Origin of the sequence: Sphingobacterium sp. BIGb0165 (genome assembly GCF_024810095.1) — a bacterium.
GTDB classification, from domain to species: domain Bacteria; phylum Bacteroidota; class Bacteroidia; order Sphingobacteriales; family Sphingobacteriaceae; genus Sphingobacterium; species Sphingobacterium detergens.
This window is the reverse complement of sequence record NZ_JANUEB010000012.1, coordinates 176,841-193,771: the sequence shown is the minus strand read 5'-3', so window position 1 is coordinate 193,771 and position 16,931 is coordinate 176,841. Positions and strand designations below refer to the sequence as shown.

At 41.3% G+C, this 16,931-nt stretch carries 10 protein-coding genes; 6 read left to right on the top strand and 4 right to left on the bottom strand.

Annotated features, from left to right (window positions below):
* The first annotated feature begins 33 nt into the window (after positions 1-33).
* Entirely contained in the window at positions 34-2,289 is a 2,256-nt protein-coding gene (locus M2408_RS25060; protein ID WP_259187302.1) for a GH92 family glycosyl hydrolase, read from the top strand.
* Positions 2,290-2,362: 73 nt separating this feature from the next.
* On the opposite strand, the gene M2408_RS25055 is transcribed toward M2408_RS25060, so the two are convergent.
* On the bottom strand, positions 2,363-4,846 hold the full coding sequence (locus M2408_RS25055; RefSeq protein WP_259187300.1) for a glycoside hydrolase family 95 protein: 2,484 nt from the start codon (positions 4,844-4,846) through the stop codon (positions 2,363-2,365).
* A gap of 436 nt (positions 4,847-5,282) precedes the next feature.
* On the opposite strand from M2408_RS25055, the gene M2408_RS25050 reads away from it, so the two are divergent.
* The 5 genes from M2408_RS25050 to M2408_RS25030 all read left to right on the top strand — a co-directional run bounded on the left by M2408_RS25050 (position 5,283) and on the right by M2408_RS25030 (position 13,197).
* Entirely contained in the window at positions 5,283-8,396 is a 3,114-nt protein-coding gene (locus tag M2408_RS25050) for a TonB-dependent receptor (protein ID WP_259187299.1), read from the top strand.
* Between the two features lie 9 nt (positions 8,397-8,405).
* On the top strand, positions 8,406-10,022 hold the full coding sequence (locus M2408_RS25045; protein ID WP_259187298.1) for a RagB/SusD family nutrient uptake outer membrane protein: 1,617 nt from the start codon (positions 8,406-8,408) through the stop codon (positions 10,020-10,022).
* A gap of 229 nt (positions 10,023-10,251) precedes the next feature.
* Positions 10,252-11,529, top strand: coding sequence for an erythromycin esterase family protein (locus M2408_RS25040; protein ID WP_259187297.1), 1,278 nt, complete (start codon positions 10,252-10,254; stop codon positions 11,527-11,529).
* Positions 11,529-12,425 (top strand): ABC transporter ATP-binding protein, encoded by an 897-nt coding sequence (locus M2408_RS25035; RefSeq protein WP_259187296.1) that lies wholly within the window; start codon positions 11,529-11,531, stop codon positions 12,423-12,425. The genes M2408_RS25040 and M2408_RS25035 overlap by 1 nt, the downstream gene beginning before the upstream one ends.
* Before the next feature lies 1 nt (position 12,426).
* Positions 12,427-13,197 carry an ABC transporter permease gene (locus tag M2408_RS25030; RefSeq protein WP_259187295.1) on the top strand — a complete coding sequence of 257 codons (771 nt, stop codon included), beginning with the start codon at positions 12,427-12,429 and terminating at the stop codon, positions 13,195-13,197.
* Positions 13,198-13,269: 72 nt separating this feature from the next.
* Here M2408_RS25030 and M2408_RS25025 read toward each other — a convergent pair whose 3' ends face one another.
* Genes M2408_RS25025 through M2408_RS25015 form a run of 3 tightly spaced genes read right to left on the bottom strand, consistent with a single transcriptional unit; the run spans position 13,270 to position 16,930 of the window.
* Positions 13,270-14,424 carry a TlpA disulfide reductase family protein gene (locus M2408_RS25025; RefSeq protein WP_259187294.1) on the bottom strand — a complete coding sequence of 385 codons (1,155 nt, stop codon included), beginning with the start codon at positions 14,422-14,424 and terminating at the stop codon, positions 13,270-13,272.
* A complete protein-coding gene (locus tag M2408_RS25020; protein ID WP_259187293.1) occupies positions 14,411-15,508 on the bottom strand; it encodes a TlpA disulfide reductase family protein in 1,098 nt (365 codons plus the stop codon). Before M2408_RS25020 ends, M2408_RS25025 begins: the two co-directional genes overlap by 14 nt.
* A gap of 45 nt (positions 15,509-15,553) precedes the next feature.
* Complete coding sequence (locus M2408_RS25015; protein WP_259187292.1) at positions 15,554-16,930, bottom strand: RagB/SusD family nutrient uptake outer membrane protein; 1,377 nt, start codon at positions 16,928-16,930, stop codon at positions 15,554-15,556.
* Between the last annotated feature and the right edge of the window lies 1 nt (position 16,931).

The following is a 16,931-nucleotide window of genomic DNA, read 5'->3' as shown; positions in this document are numbered from 1 at the left end:
CCCCTTAAACCGTTGATCACTTAATTAATTATAATGCTAAATAAGAACCTCAATTTGAAATCTAATGCAATTTTACGCACAATCTGTTGCTGTACTTTTTTTTCAATCTTTTTGCTAAAAGGTTTTTCCCAAGCCAAAAACACAAAAGACTTTGTGGATTATGTCAATCCATACATGGGAAATATCAGCCATCTATTGGTTCCAACTTACCCAACTGTTCACCTACCGAACAGTATACTGCGGGTATATCCTGAAAGAGGAGATTTTACTTCGGATCGTTTATATGGTCTTCCGCTTATCGTAACGAGCCACCGAGGGTCGTCGGCTTTTAATCTGAGCCCAATGTTGCGCTTGCCAAGCCAATTGAGTCCGGTACAATTGTATAGTTATGATCAGGAAGAGATCGAGCCTTATAGTTATTCCGTTGTTTTGGATCAGGAAGATATCAAAGTGGATTATGCACTATCGCATCAGTCGGGTATGTATACTTTTACCTTTCCGAATACGTCTACTAAATACCTGCAGTTCAATTCACGTGATGGGGAACTGAAATGGGATGGACAAGCGCTTTCGGGAACACAGGAAATTGGCAATGGGACACGTGTGTATATCTATGCGATTCCTGAGACAAAACCTAGCGCTGTAAGCAAATTGCAGGGAAAACAGCTAGAAAAAGGAATGGATGCCAAGGGAAGAAATGCTTGTCTGGTACTACAATTTGATCAGCCTGGAGCTAACTTAAAAATGAAATATGGTGTTTCATTTATTGATGCTGCACAAGCCAAAGCAAATCTGAACCGTGAAATTTCTGATTTTGATCAAAAGAAACTAGCGGAGAAGGGACGTAAAATCTGGAATCAGGCCTTAGGGAAAATCGCCGTTGAAGGTGGCAATGAATCAGACAAAAATGTGTTTTATACTTCCTTATATAGAACTTATGAGCGCCCGGTAAATATCTCCGAAGGCGGACGTTATTTTAGTGCATTTGATGGCAAGATCCATTCGGATGAAGGAAAGCCATTTTTTACAGATGACTGGATCTGGGACTCCTATCGTGCGCACCATCCGCTACGGGTCCTGTTGGAGCCAGCGACAGAATCTAATATCCTCAATTCTTTTGTGCGGATGTCAGAGCAGATGGACAAACCTTGGTTGCCGACCTTTCCGGAAATCACGGGTGATAGTAGAAGGATGAATTCTAACCATGGGGTTGCAACCTTGCTGGATGCCTACCGTAAGGGGATCCGTGGTTTTGATATACAGAAGGCTTATATGGCAGCAAAAGGGGCGATTACTGAAAAGACTTTGGCACCATGGTCTGATAAGCCTGCCGGAAAAATGGACGATTTTTTTAAGGAAAAAGGGTATATCCCAGCTTTGCATCCTGGTGAACAGGAAACTTATCCTGAAGTACATGGCTTTGAGAGACGTCAACCGGTGGCCGTTACACTCGGTACATCTTATGACCTTTGGTGTCTGGCGCAACTGGCTAATGAATTGGGTATAAAAGCAGATTATGATCTGTTTATGAAGCAGTCTTTCAATTATCGGAATCTATTCAACGAGCAGACCAAATTTTTCCATCCTAAAGATGACAAAGGTAATTTTATCATGCCTTTTGATTATGTTTTTGCCGGAGGACAGGGAGCCCGTGAATATTATGGTGAAAATAATGCCTGGATATACCGTTGGGATGTACAGCATAATATTCCAGATCTGATCAAATTGATGGGGGGAAACCAGTTGTTTGTACAGTATCTGGATGAAATGTTTCAGCAGTCACTTGGGCGATCTAAATTTGATTTCTATGCACAGCTGCCAGATCATACAGGCAATGTCGGTCAGTTTTCGATGGCAAATGAGCCTGCGCTGCATATTCCTTACCTATACAACTATGCTGGACAGCCTTGGATGACGCAAAAACGGATCCATAAGCTGATCGGTGAATGGTTCAGAAATGATCTGATGGGGGTACCGGGTGATGAGGATGGCGGTGGTATGTCGGCTTTTGTAGTTTTTTCTCAGATGGGTTTCTATCCGGTTACTCCGGGACTGGCTTCCTATAGTATCGGATCTCCATTTTTCGAGAAAACACGCATCAGCTTGCCTGACGGCAAATCTTTTGTAATTATCGGAAAGAACGCTTCGGCAAAAAATAAATATATCCAGTCGGCTACCCTCAATGGAAAACCATTGAATAGCACACAACTAAACCATGCTGATATCCTGAAAGGTGGCACGCTTGAGTTTGTGATGGGAGATAAGGCCAATAAAAATTGGGGAAATTAAAAAAATGGGTTGGTCAATTGACCAACCCATTTTTTTTTGAATCATGATATAATTCTCAATTTTTGGATTCTGCTTAGAACATATTTGGGGTAATCTGGATAGATTTTCCTTGAGTTCCTTCTACTTGGATCTGTTTGCCCGCATAACTGATTGTGATCGGGCCTGTTTTACCAGGGATTAATTCTGCTTTTTCGAGCTTTCCTTTCTCCCAGTCAATATTGACGCTGATATTCCCTCTTGCCTTAAGTCCGGTAATGCTTCCCCCGTCCATGTGTTTACTTAGCGCTGGGAGTAACTCGATGAGATAATTGTTGTTGCTATCACGCACCTGACTTTGTAATAACATTTCGCCAATAGCGGCTGTAGCACCAAAGTTACCATCGATCTGAAAAGGAGGATGGTTGTCAAATAAATTGGGCAGGGTTTTATCACTGATTAGATTGTAAAGCAATTTGTAAGCATGTTCGCCATCATGTAGTCTATTCCACATATTAATTCTCCAAGCTAGGCTCCAACCAGTACTGTGGTCACCACGGCTCAGTAATGTCTTTTTTGCTGCCTCAGCCAGATCAGGGGTACTGGTTACTGAAATCTGATTACTAGGGTGTAGACCAAACAGATGGGAGGTGTGTCTGTGGTTTACCTCGGTTTCCTTATAGTCTTCTATCCATTCCATAATACGACCAGTTTCCTTGCTGATTTGGGTGGGGATCAGTTTTTGTAAGGCGGCTTGGCACTGCAGCCTGAAATCGGGATCACAATCTAAGACTGTTGCTGCTTCCACACAGTTTTGCAGGAGGTCCCGAATGATCTGCGTATCCATAGTCGCACCATAGGTAAAACTGGAGACCTCACCTGAGGGTAAAATAAAGCTATTTTCAGGTGAATGGGATGGGTTGGTGGTCCAATAACCTGCAAATGGTTTGCCAGCAGGGATCTGTACCATAAAGTCCAGGATAAAGGTAGCCGCCCCTTTCATAATAGGATAAGCCTGATTTTTTAAAAATTGGCGGTTTCCAGTGTAGCTATAGTGCTCCCAGGGGTGCTGCGCCAACCATGCTCCACCCATCGGCCAAATTCCCCACACACCATCTGCGGGAGCAGTATAACCCCAGGCATCGGTGAGATGGTGGACCACCCAGCCTCGGGCACCATACACTGTATTTGCCGTTCGCTCTCCAAAAGGGATCAAGGCGGAAGTAAGATCAAACAAAGGTTGATGCAATTCAGAAAGATTAGTTAACTCGGCAGGCCAATAATTCATCTGGAGATTGATATTTGTATGAAAATCGGCATTCCACGGTGGATTCATTTGCCAGGCCCATAAGCCTTGTAGATTGGCTGGCATATGTCCCGGACGTGAACTGCTTATCAATAGATAACGACCAAATTGAAAGTATTTGCTGATTAATGTTGTTGGGATTTTTTGTTTTCCCTTGGTCAGTCGGAGCAATGAATCTGTCGGAATGGTTTGCCATTGTTTTTCCTGCGGATCTGTTAGTTTTAGTTGGACACGGTTGAAATAACCTTGGTAATCTGCGATATGCGCATGTTTCAGTTGATCGTAGTCTAGCTTGCCTAATGCGTGGATTACCTTATTGCAGTTGGCCCGGGGATCGATCATGCGTCCTTGCTGTGGATAACTGATCTGTTTTAGGCCGGGGTAATCTGTTGCTGCGGTAATCAGTATAGTGATCTCATCAGCTCCGGTAATGGTTACACGCCCTCCGCTGTTAATTAGCTTTCCTCCTTTTAAAAAGACTTTTGCAATAGCTGCGAATTTGGTTCCTTTTGGGTTGATATTGCTTGATTGCCCTATTTGTCCCTGGAGAATCAATTGCGAGGCATCATTGGGATCGGATATGCAGTGGAAATCCTGCGCCCGCCTCCAGGTGAAATTTAGATCCAGCGATTGTTTCTTATCTGCTGTGTACCGAATGACCATAAGATTGGCGGGGGCGGAAATAAAGGATTCGCGTGTATATTTGATTTTATTAGATTGGTAGCTGGTCTGTTGTATGGCGGTTTCCAGATCTAAGGAGCGTTGATATCGGTCCACTTGGAGATGCGGCATATCCAGGCATAGTTCACCTAAGGATTGATAAGGCTGGATACGGTTTGGGATACCCATTAAGGTGCTATCAGCAAGTTCGACGGCTTCCTTGTTTTTTCCAGCAAAAAGAAGTTGTTGAATCTGGGGAAGATTGGTTTTTCCGTTAGGATTATTGGGATTCTGCGGTTCTCCCGCCCAAAGTGTACTCTCGTTAAACTGAATGCGCTCATCCGCTATTCCACCGAAAATCATCGCGCCGAGCTGCCCATTTCCCAGAGGCAAGGCTTCTTCCCAGACCTTTGCGGGTCGCGTATAGGTAAGCTTCAATGGGGCTACAGATACTGTTCCCTCCTTATTAATGTGAGCACGATCTGCCCAGAACTGATCAATTTTTTGTTGCCGCTGACTGGCTGCAATAACAGTGGCTTTACTGTTCTGCTGCCCTCGGGACTGGGATAATCCCAACAACAGTACAATGACGAACGCATTAATTTTTATGTTCATATTTTAGTTTTATTTGGATATTCAATTGCAGCACAGCATTTAGTTTTAAAGATAATGATCATTTGGGGAATTTTCTCCAATTGAGACAAATGCCCTCTCCATTGTGTTAGATCTCTTTTTTTTATCAAACATCGCAATATCGGATATTTCGGTACTAATAGTAGGATTGTGCTTTAGCTGTTTCAGTAGAAGTTACCGCTCTATGGCATCAAAATGGGAGGGCACAGTTCCCTCAGATCTATTGGCAATAGACAGGTGAACAAGTGACAAATGTTTCTTTTTTTAGCTATAAACAATCGATTGCGTGAATAGCGCAATCGATTGTTTATAGCTAAATACTTTTTTCTCAAGGAATATCCCTCTAATTTAAGGGACTAAACTAGTCAATCTTAAACTGAAAAAACAGGCTGACGCAATAATAACTAACTATTTAATTATGATTTCAAAATTTACAAGTAACCAAAAGGTAAGCTTGCTTGCTGTTGCCCTTCTTGTTGCGTCTTCGCAAAATACATTTGCGGTAGATCGACCTACTGTATTTATGAATATGGCTAAAGTAGTTGAACAAAATCCGATTGCCGGTAAAGTCACTGCAGAGGACGGGCCCTTGGCGGGTGTTACTGTTTCGGTGAAGGGTACCTCCGTATCAACATCAACTGATGCGAAAGGTGCATTTTCGATCAAGGCAAAGGCAGGCGATATCTTGGTTGTGAGTAGTGTGGGCTATAAATCCAAAGAAGTGACAGTAACCGGTAATACGATTTCCATTCAATTGGAAAGCGATAATTCGGCGTTGGAGGAAGTTGTCGTGGTCGGTTTCGCCAAGCAAAAAAAAGTAAATTTAACCGGTGCGGTGCAGGCGATTACCTCAAAAGATCTACAGGATCGTCCGGTAACGAATGTTTCATCAGCCATTCAAGGTAAATTTTCAGGGGTAACAATTACACAAAATTCCGGTCAGCCAGGTAAAGATAATGGCACCATACGGATTCGCGGTCTGGGTACCATCAATAATGCCAACCCTCTTGTGATTGTGGATGGAATCGAAAGTTCGATGAACAATATCAATCCAAATGATATTGAAAGTGTATCCGTATTGAAAGACGGTCCGAGTGCTGCAATTTACGGTTCGAAGGCAGCCAACGGGGTTATTTTAATTACAACAAAAAAAGGTGGTAGCGGCAAACCTCAGCTGAATTATACAGGCTATGCCGGTATTCAGGATCCAACGCGTCTGCCAGAATATATGAATGCTTACGATCATGCTGTGATCTTAAATGAAGCGCTAAAGAACGAGGGAAAAGACACTCGTTTTTCAGCTCAAGATCTCGAACTCTTCAAAAATGGCTCCGATCCGGATGGGCATCCCAATACAGATTGGTTAGGTATGTTGTATAAAGGTTCGGGATTTCAACAGTCTCATAATATGCAGGTAACAGGTGGAACTGAAGATGTACAATATATGGCTTCCGGTGGCTATTTAGGCCAAAAAGGTGTGATTAAAGTAGCTGGCTCTGATCGATATAACTTACGGACGAATGTAGGTGCTAAAGTATCAGAAAGATTGCGTTTTGATCTGGGATTGGCCTATAATTATCAACGGATTACCGAGCCGGTAAATCCATATACAGGTGATATGGCACAGATCTTTAGACAGGTCAACCGGATTCCTGGGTTTATTCCATACAAATATAGCAATGGTGTATACGGTCGTGGAAGTGATGGTAACCCTATTGCCTGGATGGACATGGAGTCAAAAGACAATATGATATATAAACATACACAGGTCAATTTCTCGGGTGAATTTAAAATCTTGGAAGGGTTAAAAATTAAGCAAGTCATCGGGTTTCAACCTATTGATAATATGTCGTCCAAATTTGTCAAGGAGATTCAATACTATGATCAAAATGGTGGTGTAGGACCTAAGCAGGGGATGAATAACCTGACTGTCTATAATTTCCAATCGGAACGGTTGACTTTCCAAACTTTGCTGACGTATGACAAAAAAATTGGTGATCATCAATTTAATGTCTTAGGTGGATTTATGGATGAGACGTTCAAGGCTGACTATTCCAGTGCCTATGCACAAGGTTTTTTGAATCAAGAATTTCCAGAACTTAATTTAGGAAGCAGAGACGGAATGAAGGTGGATGGCGGTGCAAAGAAATTGATCTTACGTTCGTTCTTTGGCCGGATCAATTATGCTTTTGCGGACAAATATCTATTGGAGGCAAATGTGAGACGTGATGGAACCTCACGTTTCCTAGGAAATAGTCGCTGGAGTACGTTCCCTTCGTTCTCGGCAGGATGGCGTATTTCACAGGAAGATTTTTTTAAAGAATCTGCGCTAGCTGATGGAATATCAGAATTGAAATTAAGAGGAGGCTGGGGTAAATTAGGAAATCAGCAGTTGTCCGCAACCTCGGACAATTTATACCCGACGGGCGATGCTTTTTATCCGGGCATATTTACAATTACTCCGGGGTTTAATTATCCGTTTGGAACCAAACCTAGCTCTGGTGGGGCTACCGTACAATCTGCCAATCCATTATTGCGCTGGGAAGCGACCACAAGTACCAATATCGGTTTGGATCTGAATTTAAAGAATAATTTAGGTTTTGTATTTGAATATTTTGACCGTCGTACAGATGGTGTATTACTAAAGCTGCCTGTATCAGAACTATACGGCCTTCCATCTCCATACCAAAATGCAGGTAAAGTACAAAATAATGGGGTCGAATTGCAGATCAATTATCAAAATAGCATTGGTGACTTTAAATACAGCATTGCTGCCAATGGTTCATATATTAATAACCAGATTAAAAAATGGGCGAGCGATGAACCACAGGTGAATGGAACGTTTTATGTCTATGAACAAGGGAGACCTATCCGTTCGTTTTACGGTTATGAGTCGGCTGGAATTTATAGGTCGGATGCGGAATATAAAAACAGTGGAATTCAAGGGGTAAATGGTACTGTTGGTGCTGGTGATATTATTTACAAAGACCAAAATGGCGATAAGAAGATTGATGGCAATGACCGGGTGTATTTGGGCTCACCGGATCCTAAATTCATCTTTGGCTTGACATCAAATATGAGCTATAAAAACTTTGATCTGAGTCTGTTTTTCCAAGGGGCTGCAAAAGTACAAGGATATCTGTGGGGGGAAGCCATTGGCGGTATCTCCGGGTCGGACAAACCAACCACCATCTATGCTGATCGTTTTAATGCCGAAACAAATCCAAATGGATCTATGCCACGCGCATTGACCAGCTGGGCGCAAAATAGTCCTTCGGGAACCCCTTCGGACTTCTGGATTCAAAATGCGAGTTACGTACGTTTAAAAAATATCACTTTTGGCTATACACTGCCAAAAACATTTACGGATAGAATCGGAATCAAGGGGGCGAAATTATATTATAGCGGCCAAAACCTGTTGACATTTACGGGCTTTGCGAAGGGATTCGATCCGGAGGCTCCGGCAGATTCGCGTGGTAACTACTACCCGCAGGTGAAAACAAATGTCTTTGGTCTAAATGTGAACTTTTAATTGAAAATCATGAAACTTAGAAATATAACAATCGCATTGGGTGTGGCTGCATTGATGGCGTCCTGTCAAAAACTTGATCAGGAACCTCTAGATGCTTTTAATGCTGATAATTTTTGGAAAACAGAAGCTGAGGCGGATTTTGCTGTGACTGGTCTGTATAGTGGTACAAGCAATTCGGATGGAAAAATTAACGAGGGTTCTGCCTGGGAAGATGGAACGCAAATTTTTTATATGGATTGTACCTCGGATAATTCCAATAGCGATTTCCCATGGGAAGGCTTTCAGGCCTTAGGGAATGGTACAGCAACTCCTACAAATTCCGGAAACGCTGACGCAAGGTATACCTATGAACATATCCGTCGGGCTAACTATATCTTGGAGAATATTGACAAAGCTCCTATGGCGGCAGAAAAAAGAAAGAAATTGATTGCTGAAGTACGTGTGATTCGCGCTTATAGATACTTTGATATGGCTACTTTATTCGGTGCGGTGCCTATTATTACCAAAACAATGGCCAAGGAGGATGCTTACATTCCAGCAAATACTCAAAAAGAGGTACTCGAGTTTGTAGAAAAGGAATTAAAAGAAGCAGCGGCTGATTTGACTTATTCAAAAGGTGGCGCAAGAATGTCAAAGGGTGCTGCTTTGGGCCTGTTGGCACGTTGTTATGCCTTTCAAAAGAAGCATCAGGATGTCATTAATACTACACAGGAAATTATTTCCTCTGGAACTTACAAACTATTCAATGATTACGCTGCTTTATTTGAGGAGGTCAATGAAAATAATAGTGAAGTGATAATGAACATCGAATATCTAGCGAATGATCAGCCGTATACAATGTTGGGCATAATGCTACCGAATTCTATGGGGGGCTGGGGGTCTATTGTACCTACCCAAAGTTTAGTTGATGCTTATGAAACAGCTGAGGGAAAAACAATTGGAGAATCGACAAGTTATAATCCGGCAAATCCTTATGAAAAGAGGGACCCACGTCTAGCAGCAACGATAGTTTATCCGGGAGCTCTCTACAAGAGTAAATATTTTGATCCATTGAACCCTGATTCAAAAGATTACCCTTCTGCGGCTGATAATGCTTCCAGTACTGGGTACAACTATAGAAAATATATCCAAAATCCAGAGAGTTTTGTTAACATATGGAATGTAGGGACCAATATTATTGTGATGCGTTATGCCGAGATCTTATTATTAAATGCTGAGGCAAAAATTGAGCTGGGCAAGATTGATAATAGCGTATATGAAAATTTAGATTTGGTACGCGAGCGCGCTAAGATGCCAAAAGTTGATAAAGCTGTTTATGCTGCACAAGGTAAATTACGGGAACTGGTACGCCGTGAACAGCGTGTCGAATTGGCTGGTGAAGGCCGTCGTCGTTTTGATATTATCCGTTGGGGGATTGCCAACGATGTGATGAATGGCCCTGTAAACGGTGCGCTGTCAAAAGGAACGGTTGATCCTAAAACAGGAAAGGTAACCTACACTTCTTTGACTGACCGCTTTTTCTCTGAGAACAGAACATTCAAAGCTGACAAAAATGAATTATGGCCAATTCCGCAAGCTGTAATTGACAACAGTAAAGGAACACTGAAACAAAACTCAGGTTACTGATCGCGCGATAAGCTAGATTTAGGAAGGTTTGTTGAAACTATAACGCGCTCCTAAAAACGGTTAAGCATGAGATGCTTAACCGTTTTTTTATTTTTGAAATAATAGGTGATTTTTTTTATTATCTATTTATGGAAAAGACTAAAAATATCATCTTATATTAGAAGTTGTTCGGAGTAGTGTATCTTTAATTACCTATTTCTGGAAATATAAACCGAATTAATCGTGCAAAATGAAGCATATACTTCTCGCAATAACGGCTCTTATTGCCATTATTTTAGTTTTTAATGAACTTATTTATAATGATCGGCTTCCGTCGAATTATCAGGCTTTGCGGGGGGAGGTAAATCAAAATAAGCAGGTAATCAGTAGTATTTTGATGACTGATAGTAATTTTTCCGATCTTCAAATATTCGATCGTATTTTAAAGGATAATAGGATACTGATGTTAGGGGAGATGCAGCATGACGATGGGGAAACTTTTCGGGCCAAATCGAGGTTGATCCGTTATCTCCACGAAAAATTAGATTATAACATTGTACTCTATGAAGCCGGACAATATGATATGTGGGTCATGAATAAGGAAATGGGAAATCCAACTATGCAGCTTCCTAAACAATCTTTGGCTGGTCTGGGTTTGTTTGATTTTTGGTGGCGGAACAACGAAACGGATCCACTGATAAGCTACTATCAAAAGTCCAAATTATCAGGCAAGCCAATTACTCTCGGTGGATTTGATATTCAGTTTTCTGGTCGTTTACTTGCTGATAAACGAGCAAAGTTGCTCGAGGATTTTTGCCTTAAAAATAAGATCAATCTAAAAGATTATCCCTTATTAAAAAAAGAACTTAACAATCTGGAGTATCTGACCCTAGCCAGGTATGCTAATAGAACCCTTGATTCTACAGCTAAAAAACAGTTTTTAAATGAAATAGGTAAATTGGGGTATAGATTACGAACCTTGGGCAGGGACGAGGAACAGCGAGTTTATAGCTTATACCTAGCCGATATAAAAGCTAATTATGAAAAGTCCTGGTCTTATACTCCAGGATCAATGCAGAGTATGCATCTACGCGATTCATTGATGGCCCAAAATCTGCAGTACCAAATAGATTCTTTATATGCTGGAAAAAAAATCATTGTATGGTGTGCCAATATCCATACTTTTTCAGCAGCTAATAACAAAGAATACCTTCCTTTGGGCGCCTATATTAAAAAGAAATATGACCGTCAGGCTTATATGCTTGATTTTAGTTCTTACGAACAGAAAAATGATGCCGGTCAGACAGTGGATAAACCTAGTAAATTGGCCATTGAAAATATATTCCATCAAACAGGGGTACCTTATTTCTTTCTGGATTTGCGAGGCCTGCCTGATACAGCTTTGCTCAGGAGGCCGTTTGTCTCTACGATCAACCAAGGTATGGAAGAGGAAAGAAAATGGACTGACTATATTGATGGCATTTTTTATATCGACGTAAATAAAAGTCCCACCTATTTCGAACAATAATGGAAAGTATCCTAACACAACAGCTCAGCTTTAAAATAGGTTTAAAAACCATTTTAAATAACATTGACCTCCATGTCCCAGACAAAAGTATCTATGGTTACCTTGGACGAAATGGTGCCGGAAAGTCTACTACGATCAAACTCCTACTTGGACTCTTGCAGGATAACACTGATGCTATTTTTATTCGGGGACAAAGTTTAAAAGCCAATCGTAGCGACATTTATGCAAATGTGGGCAATCTCATTGAAGCCCCTTGCTATTACACTAAATTAACCGTTTTTGAGAATTTAAAATATTTGGATATCATCCACAAAAAGGGAGAAAAACGAATCGATGCGGTGCTCGAAATGGTAGATCTTGGAAAAGAAAAAAAGAAAAAAGCCAGTACCTTGTCTATGGGGATGAAGCAGCGGCTCGGAATTGCCATGGCTATATTTCATGATCCACAATTACTAATCCTTGATGAACCACTAAACGGGCTCGATCCACAGGGAATTGTCGAAATGAGAAATCTGTTTCGCTTGCTCAATGAACAAGGGAAGACCATATTTCTGTCAAGTCACATTCTAAGCGAGCTCGAAAAGATAGCCACACATATTGGCATCATCGAAGGGGGAAAAATGATCTTTCAGGGAACTAAAAACGAGCTGTTGCGTCAGGTAGAACGGGAGGCTTTACTGCGGACTTCGGACGCTACACGCACGACCAATGTTTTAAATAATGCCAAATTTTCGGTATTAAGAACCGACGGACAAACTGTTGTGGTGAAAATAGTAGATGACAACCAATTTAATCAGTTGATTAAATGTCTGGTGCAACATAACATTGAAATCTATGGACTGGATTCCCATAGTGCAGATCTTGAACAGATTTTTATAAACTTAATTGCCCGCTAGAATGACTAATACATTTTATACAGCCTTCTTGTCTGAAAAATATAAACTGCTCAGAAACCGGCAGATTTTTGGCGTCCTTATCGCTCCGGTATTGCTTATTTTCGCGATTGATGGTTATATTATATACGATATCATCCGGTCGGGCAGTATAAATGCGGTACCTAACCCTTGGAAGGTGTTGCTAGGAAGATATGTCTTTCAGTTTTTTTATTTGCTGTACCCGATTCTAGTTGCACTGTTTGTTTACGCCTGTTGTGATGTCGAGTATAAGAATAATAATTATAAGGTACTGTTTACTTTACCGCTTGACAAGTCAAAGATATTCTTTTCAAAGGCTGTTTTTATACTGCTAACTATATTGTTTTCTATATTATTTGCTTATGCAGCTTTCTTGATCAGCGGGTATATACTGAGTTTGATCTACCCGGTACTCGGCTTTCAGAATCACGATTATAGGATGGTGATTTTCTTGACGTTTCTGAAGCTTTTTGCCACGCTATCGGCTGTTTCAATGATACAATTGGCATTAAGTCTGCTATTCAGAAGCTTTATTTATCCTATTGGCGTGAGCATGTTTATGTTGGTGTTTTCACTTTTTGTCGCCGAAAAAGAATTTTCCGACTTCATACCCTATATCGGCGCCTATGATGCGTTTATTAACATCATGTACCAAAATGAAAGCTTTGAAAGGCTTGATTACAGTAATATCGTTATGATAGTCTTATTTATGCTGATCAGTTTTTACATTTTCAAACGAAAGGGCCAGTTTTAACAAGATTCTTTACACACTTTAATTTACAGCAATGGTCGTCTATTTTTCAAATGACGACCATTGTTATTTATTTTAATTCAATATTGTCTTGAGGTATTTTTCCAATTCTGCACCCCGTAGATTTCTGGCGATAATAACGCCACTGGGATCGATCAGGAAATTGGTTGGAATAGCTTCGACCATATATCGCTTTCCAGCTGATTGATCGTCTTTGCTGTCGATAACTTGGGGGAATGGCATCTTTTCCTCTGTCAAAGCTTTTGTCCATGCTTCGGTATCCTTGTCGATGGATACGGCAAGCACCGTAAAGTTTTTATGTTTGAAGTTTTCAAAGGCAGCTTTTACATGCGGCATTTCTTTTCGGCATGGGCCACACCAACTTGCCCAAAAATCGAGCAAGACATATTTGCCTTTATAATCACTCAATTTAACTGTTGCAGCGCGGTCGGATGTCAGCGCAAAATCAGGTGCTTTTTTCCCAATTTCTATTTTTCCAAGTTGTGCAAGAGACTGCTGCATCTGTTTGAGGTAATAGCTTTGTTGAAGTACCTTGGGCCCAAATTGTCCGAGAAATTCTTTAAGCTCAGCAGCATTGTTGCGTGGAGCAAAATATTGGCTGGCAATCATCGCATAGACCATTGCATTTGGATTTTTACTGATTTTCTCCGCAACCTCCTTACGTTGTATATCATAGATCGAATCAATCTTTTGTCCTTCGCGTTTTAACCACAGCTTATTTTCTTCCGTCTGAGCCTGATTATTATAAGCATCGAAGGCACGATTGTAAGCTTCGCTGCTGTTTTTTAGCAGTTTCGTGCTGGGAAGATTATCATAAGTTTCTGTAAATGCCGTCATGGCCGGTGAACCGATGATTTTTTCCTCCTCTAGGCTTCCGTTCGTTAGTTTGGCATGTATAACTGTGTTGGTTGAACTAACCAAAAAGTGTATGGCAGGGCGCTTCATCGAGGGGCCAAGATCGCCCAAGCTCGGTACATGGATACCATAAAAACGCTGATCTGTGGTATTTAATTTTGTTTCATACCGAAAACTGTCTTGTACGGATTGGAATGTACCGATCGTTTTCATATCTGCATCTAACAATCGAATCTCGCGATTACCCAAGCCCTCGATTCTACCCCCAATGCTAACTTTTGTTTCCTGCGCCTGTGCTGTGAAAAACAGTAGCGCGACGCCGATGCTTAAATAGCTTTTTTTAGTTGTGATCATATTTCTTTTTTAAGTATGCTAATAATTCTTCGTGATCAATATGTTGTTGGACAACTGTGCCATTCTCATCTATCAAAAATAATGTTGGCAGTTGTTTAACGTAATAGGATTGCGCAACCGTATTATTGTCGAAACCTGTTAAATCTGATACCTGAATCCAGGGAATACCATCTTTTTGAATTGCATCTAACCATAGTTTTTCTTTGTTATCCATCGAATAGGACACCACCTCAAATCCTTTGTCTTTGTACTGCTGATAGGTTGCAACTAGTTTACGGTTGGCAATACGGCATGGTGCACACCAGCTTGCCCAAAAATCCAACAGCACAAGTTTGCCTTTCAGCTGTTCAAGTTTAAATGTCTTTCCCGTACTGGTTTTTGAAGTAACTGCTGGTGCTTGCTGGCCAACGAGGTATTGACTCTTTTTCTCAAGGCGGTATTTCAACAGTTCCTGATAGGTACTGTATCGTTCAAGGCGCTTATCTAGTTTGGCGTGCAGCTCTTCCAGTTGATTGTAATTCATGACTGCGAGGTAAGGTCGATACCAGTCAAGTACAGCTAGTGATTGTGGAAAAGCCGCAAGATAGCTCGTAAGAATACTATCGAGCTGACTGTTAAATCCTTGCATTTGTAGTCCTAGACTGACCTTACCCTCTTCATCAGCTTTTTCGTAATTCCTACCGATTTTTGAAAGTGTATCCTGGAGGTACTGGGAGTCGAGTTCATACCCCTTTTTGATGCTGTTTTCAAGTCCACCAATGACAATATTAGGCCGGTTCCAACTTTCATAAAGCTGAAGGTTGATCACCGCATTTTCCAGATAAAGGTCCTGGCTTTTTCTGATGCCTTTGACTTGTACGCTAGCAGCGATGGGGACCGCTGTTTGTCCTTTAAATGAAAATTTGCCATCAACGATAGTCGCTGAATCCAACAACTTTCGACCTTTATCCATTTGATATAAATAGACTTTGCTGACGGATTTGGCGCTGTGGATCTGACCTGCTATCTGATAGGAGGTCTGTCCTTTGGAAATCTGGGTACTTAAAAGGAATACCCAAATTAAAAGTGTATTGTATAATTTCATCTTTAAATAATGCATTATGCTAAAATTTTATTTTCACTATCTCTTTTATCTGGGATTAGGTACGATATTACTGTTCATCAAAAGCACTTTAGGTGGAATTTGACAGACAAATTTTGGTGATCCTTGTTTTAAGGTATAACTGCCCTCCATATTTGCGCGCTTGTAATCTTTTTTAAACAAGGGATCTTTGTCCAGACGTTTCATATCAAACCAGCGTTGGCCACGGCCAAATAATTCGATCTGACGTTCTTGAATAACGAGTTTAACTGCGGCTGCGGCCGTTGCTGCCTGAAGAGCTTTGAAATCAGCGGGGGCAAATCTTTTTTCACGAAGCTTGTTTAGGTAGGAGAGGGCTTCGTTAACTTTTCCCAATCGGGCTTGGCATTCTGCAGCGATTAACATCATTTCGGGAACACCGATGTTGAAGTTTAGTTCGCTACGGATATACACAGGGTAGGGCTCGGTCGTCGGTTTGCCATTGTTTTCCAGATTGGACCAAAAGAATTTGAAACGGAGATCGTTTTTGTCGACAATGGCCAATAGATCCGGTGAAATGCAGGTATTCGTCAAAGCGGTACCAAAAGAAGTGGTACGATAAGCGATGCGCTCACTGTCATTTTGTGGCAGTGGCCTGTTGGTTGTGCCGCCATGAGGTCGTGCCGGATTGACGAAGGACCAGGTGTTATAGTCGATAAGCGTGGATTTGACAGCAAGGACTTTTTGGGCGTAAGCCAATGCCTCTACGTAATTTCCCATTTGAAGATAGGTACGGGCAAGGATGGCCTGTGCAGTTTTCTTATCGTTGCGAAGCATATGTTCCGCTTGTTCTGGTAGCAATTGTTCGGCCTGTGTCAAGTCATTTAAAATAAAATCATATACTTCCTTACTCGAAGCACGTTTGGGCTTGGCCTCCAGGTCCGGTTCTGTAAGAATAGGTACCCCGAGATCACTTGCAACGGTAGATGCTTGATATACCGGTGCATACAATAGGATGAGATTGAGGTAAGCGGATCCACGATTGCAGTAGGCATCACCCTTAATCTGGTCTATACGCGTTTTCTCATTAGCTGGTAGTTTAGGAATATTTTGCAGAATAATATTCGCGTTGAAGATATTTGCGTAATTCGGATCCCAGCCGTTGTCAGTTTCAGGATTAACATAGAAGCTTTCGGCCCACATATAAGTTTTGGAGCTGCTGGTATTGAAGCCACTTTTGACATAGGTCTCCGGCATGTAAATTCCATCAGACATGCGTTCGAGTAGTGCATAACCCGATGAACTATAGGATGGGTTGGCTGATAGATCTTCAAAGTCATCAACGGATTCAGGAATAAATTTTCCTTTGGGGATAATATCCAAATATTTATTGCAGCTACTGAGGCTGACTAAGAGTAAAATGAGGCTACTTATTTTTTTCATCATT

Bases quoted from the DNA above. Each gene is read 5' to 3' on its own strand.
- M2408_RS25045 (WP_259187298.1), top strand. From the start codon at position 8,406: ATGAAACTTAGAAATATAACAATCGCATTGGGTGTGGCTGCATTGATG.
- M2408_RS25050 (WP_259187299.1), top strand. From the start codon at position 5,283: ATGATTTCAAAATTTACAAGTAACCAAAAGGTAAGCTTGCTTGCTGTT.
- M2408_RS25055 (WP_259187300.1), bottom strand. From the start codon at position 4,846: ATGAACATAAAAATTAATGCGTTCGTCATTGTACTGTTGTTGGGATTA.
- M2408_RS25030 (WP_259187295.1), top strand. From the start codon at position 12,427: ATGACTAATACATTTTATACAGCCTTCTTGTCTGAAAAATATAAACTG.
- M2408_RS25040 (WP_259187297.1), top strand. From the start codon at position 10,252: ATGAAGCATATACTTCTCGCAATAACGGCTCTTATTGCCATTATTTTA.
- M2408_RS25020 (WP_259187293.1), bottom strand. From the start codon at position 15,508: ATGAAATTATACAATACACTTTTAATTTGGGTATTCCTTTTAAGTACC.
- M2408_RS25035 (WP_259187296.1), top strand. From the start codon at position 11,529: ATGGAAAGTATCCTAACACAACAGCTCAGCTTTAAAATAGGTTTAAAA.
- M2408_RS25015 (WP_259187292.1), bottom strand. From the start codon at position 16,930: ATGATGAAAAAAATAAGTAGCCTCATTTTACTCTTAGTCAGCCTCAGT.
- M2408_RS25060 (WP_259187302.1), top strand. From the start codon at position 34: ATGCTAAATAAGAACCTCAATTTGAAATCTAATGCAATTTTACGCACA.
- M2408_RS25025 (WP_259187294.1), bottom strand. From the start codon at position 14,424: ATGATCACAACTAAAAAAAGCTATTTAAGCATCGGCGTCGCGCTACTG.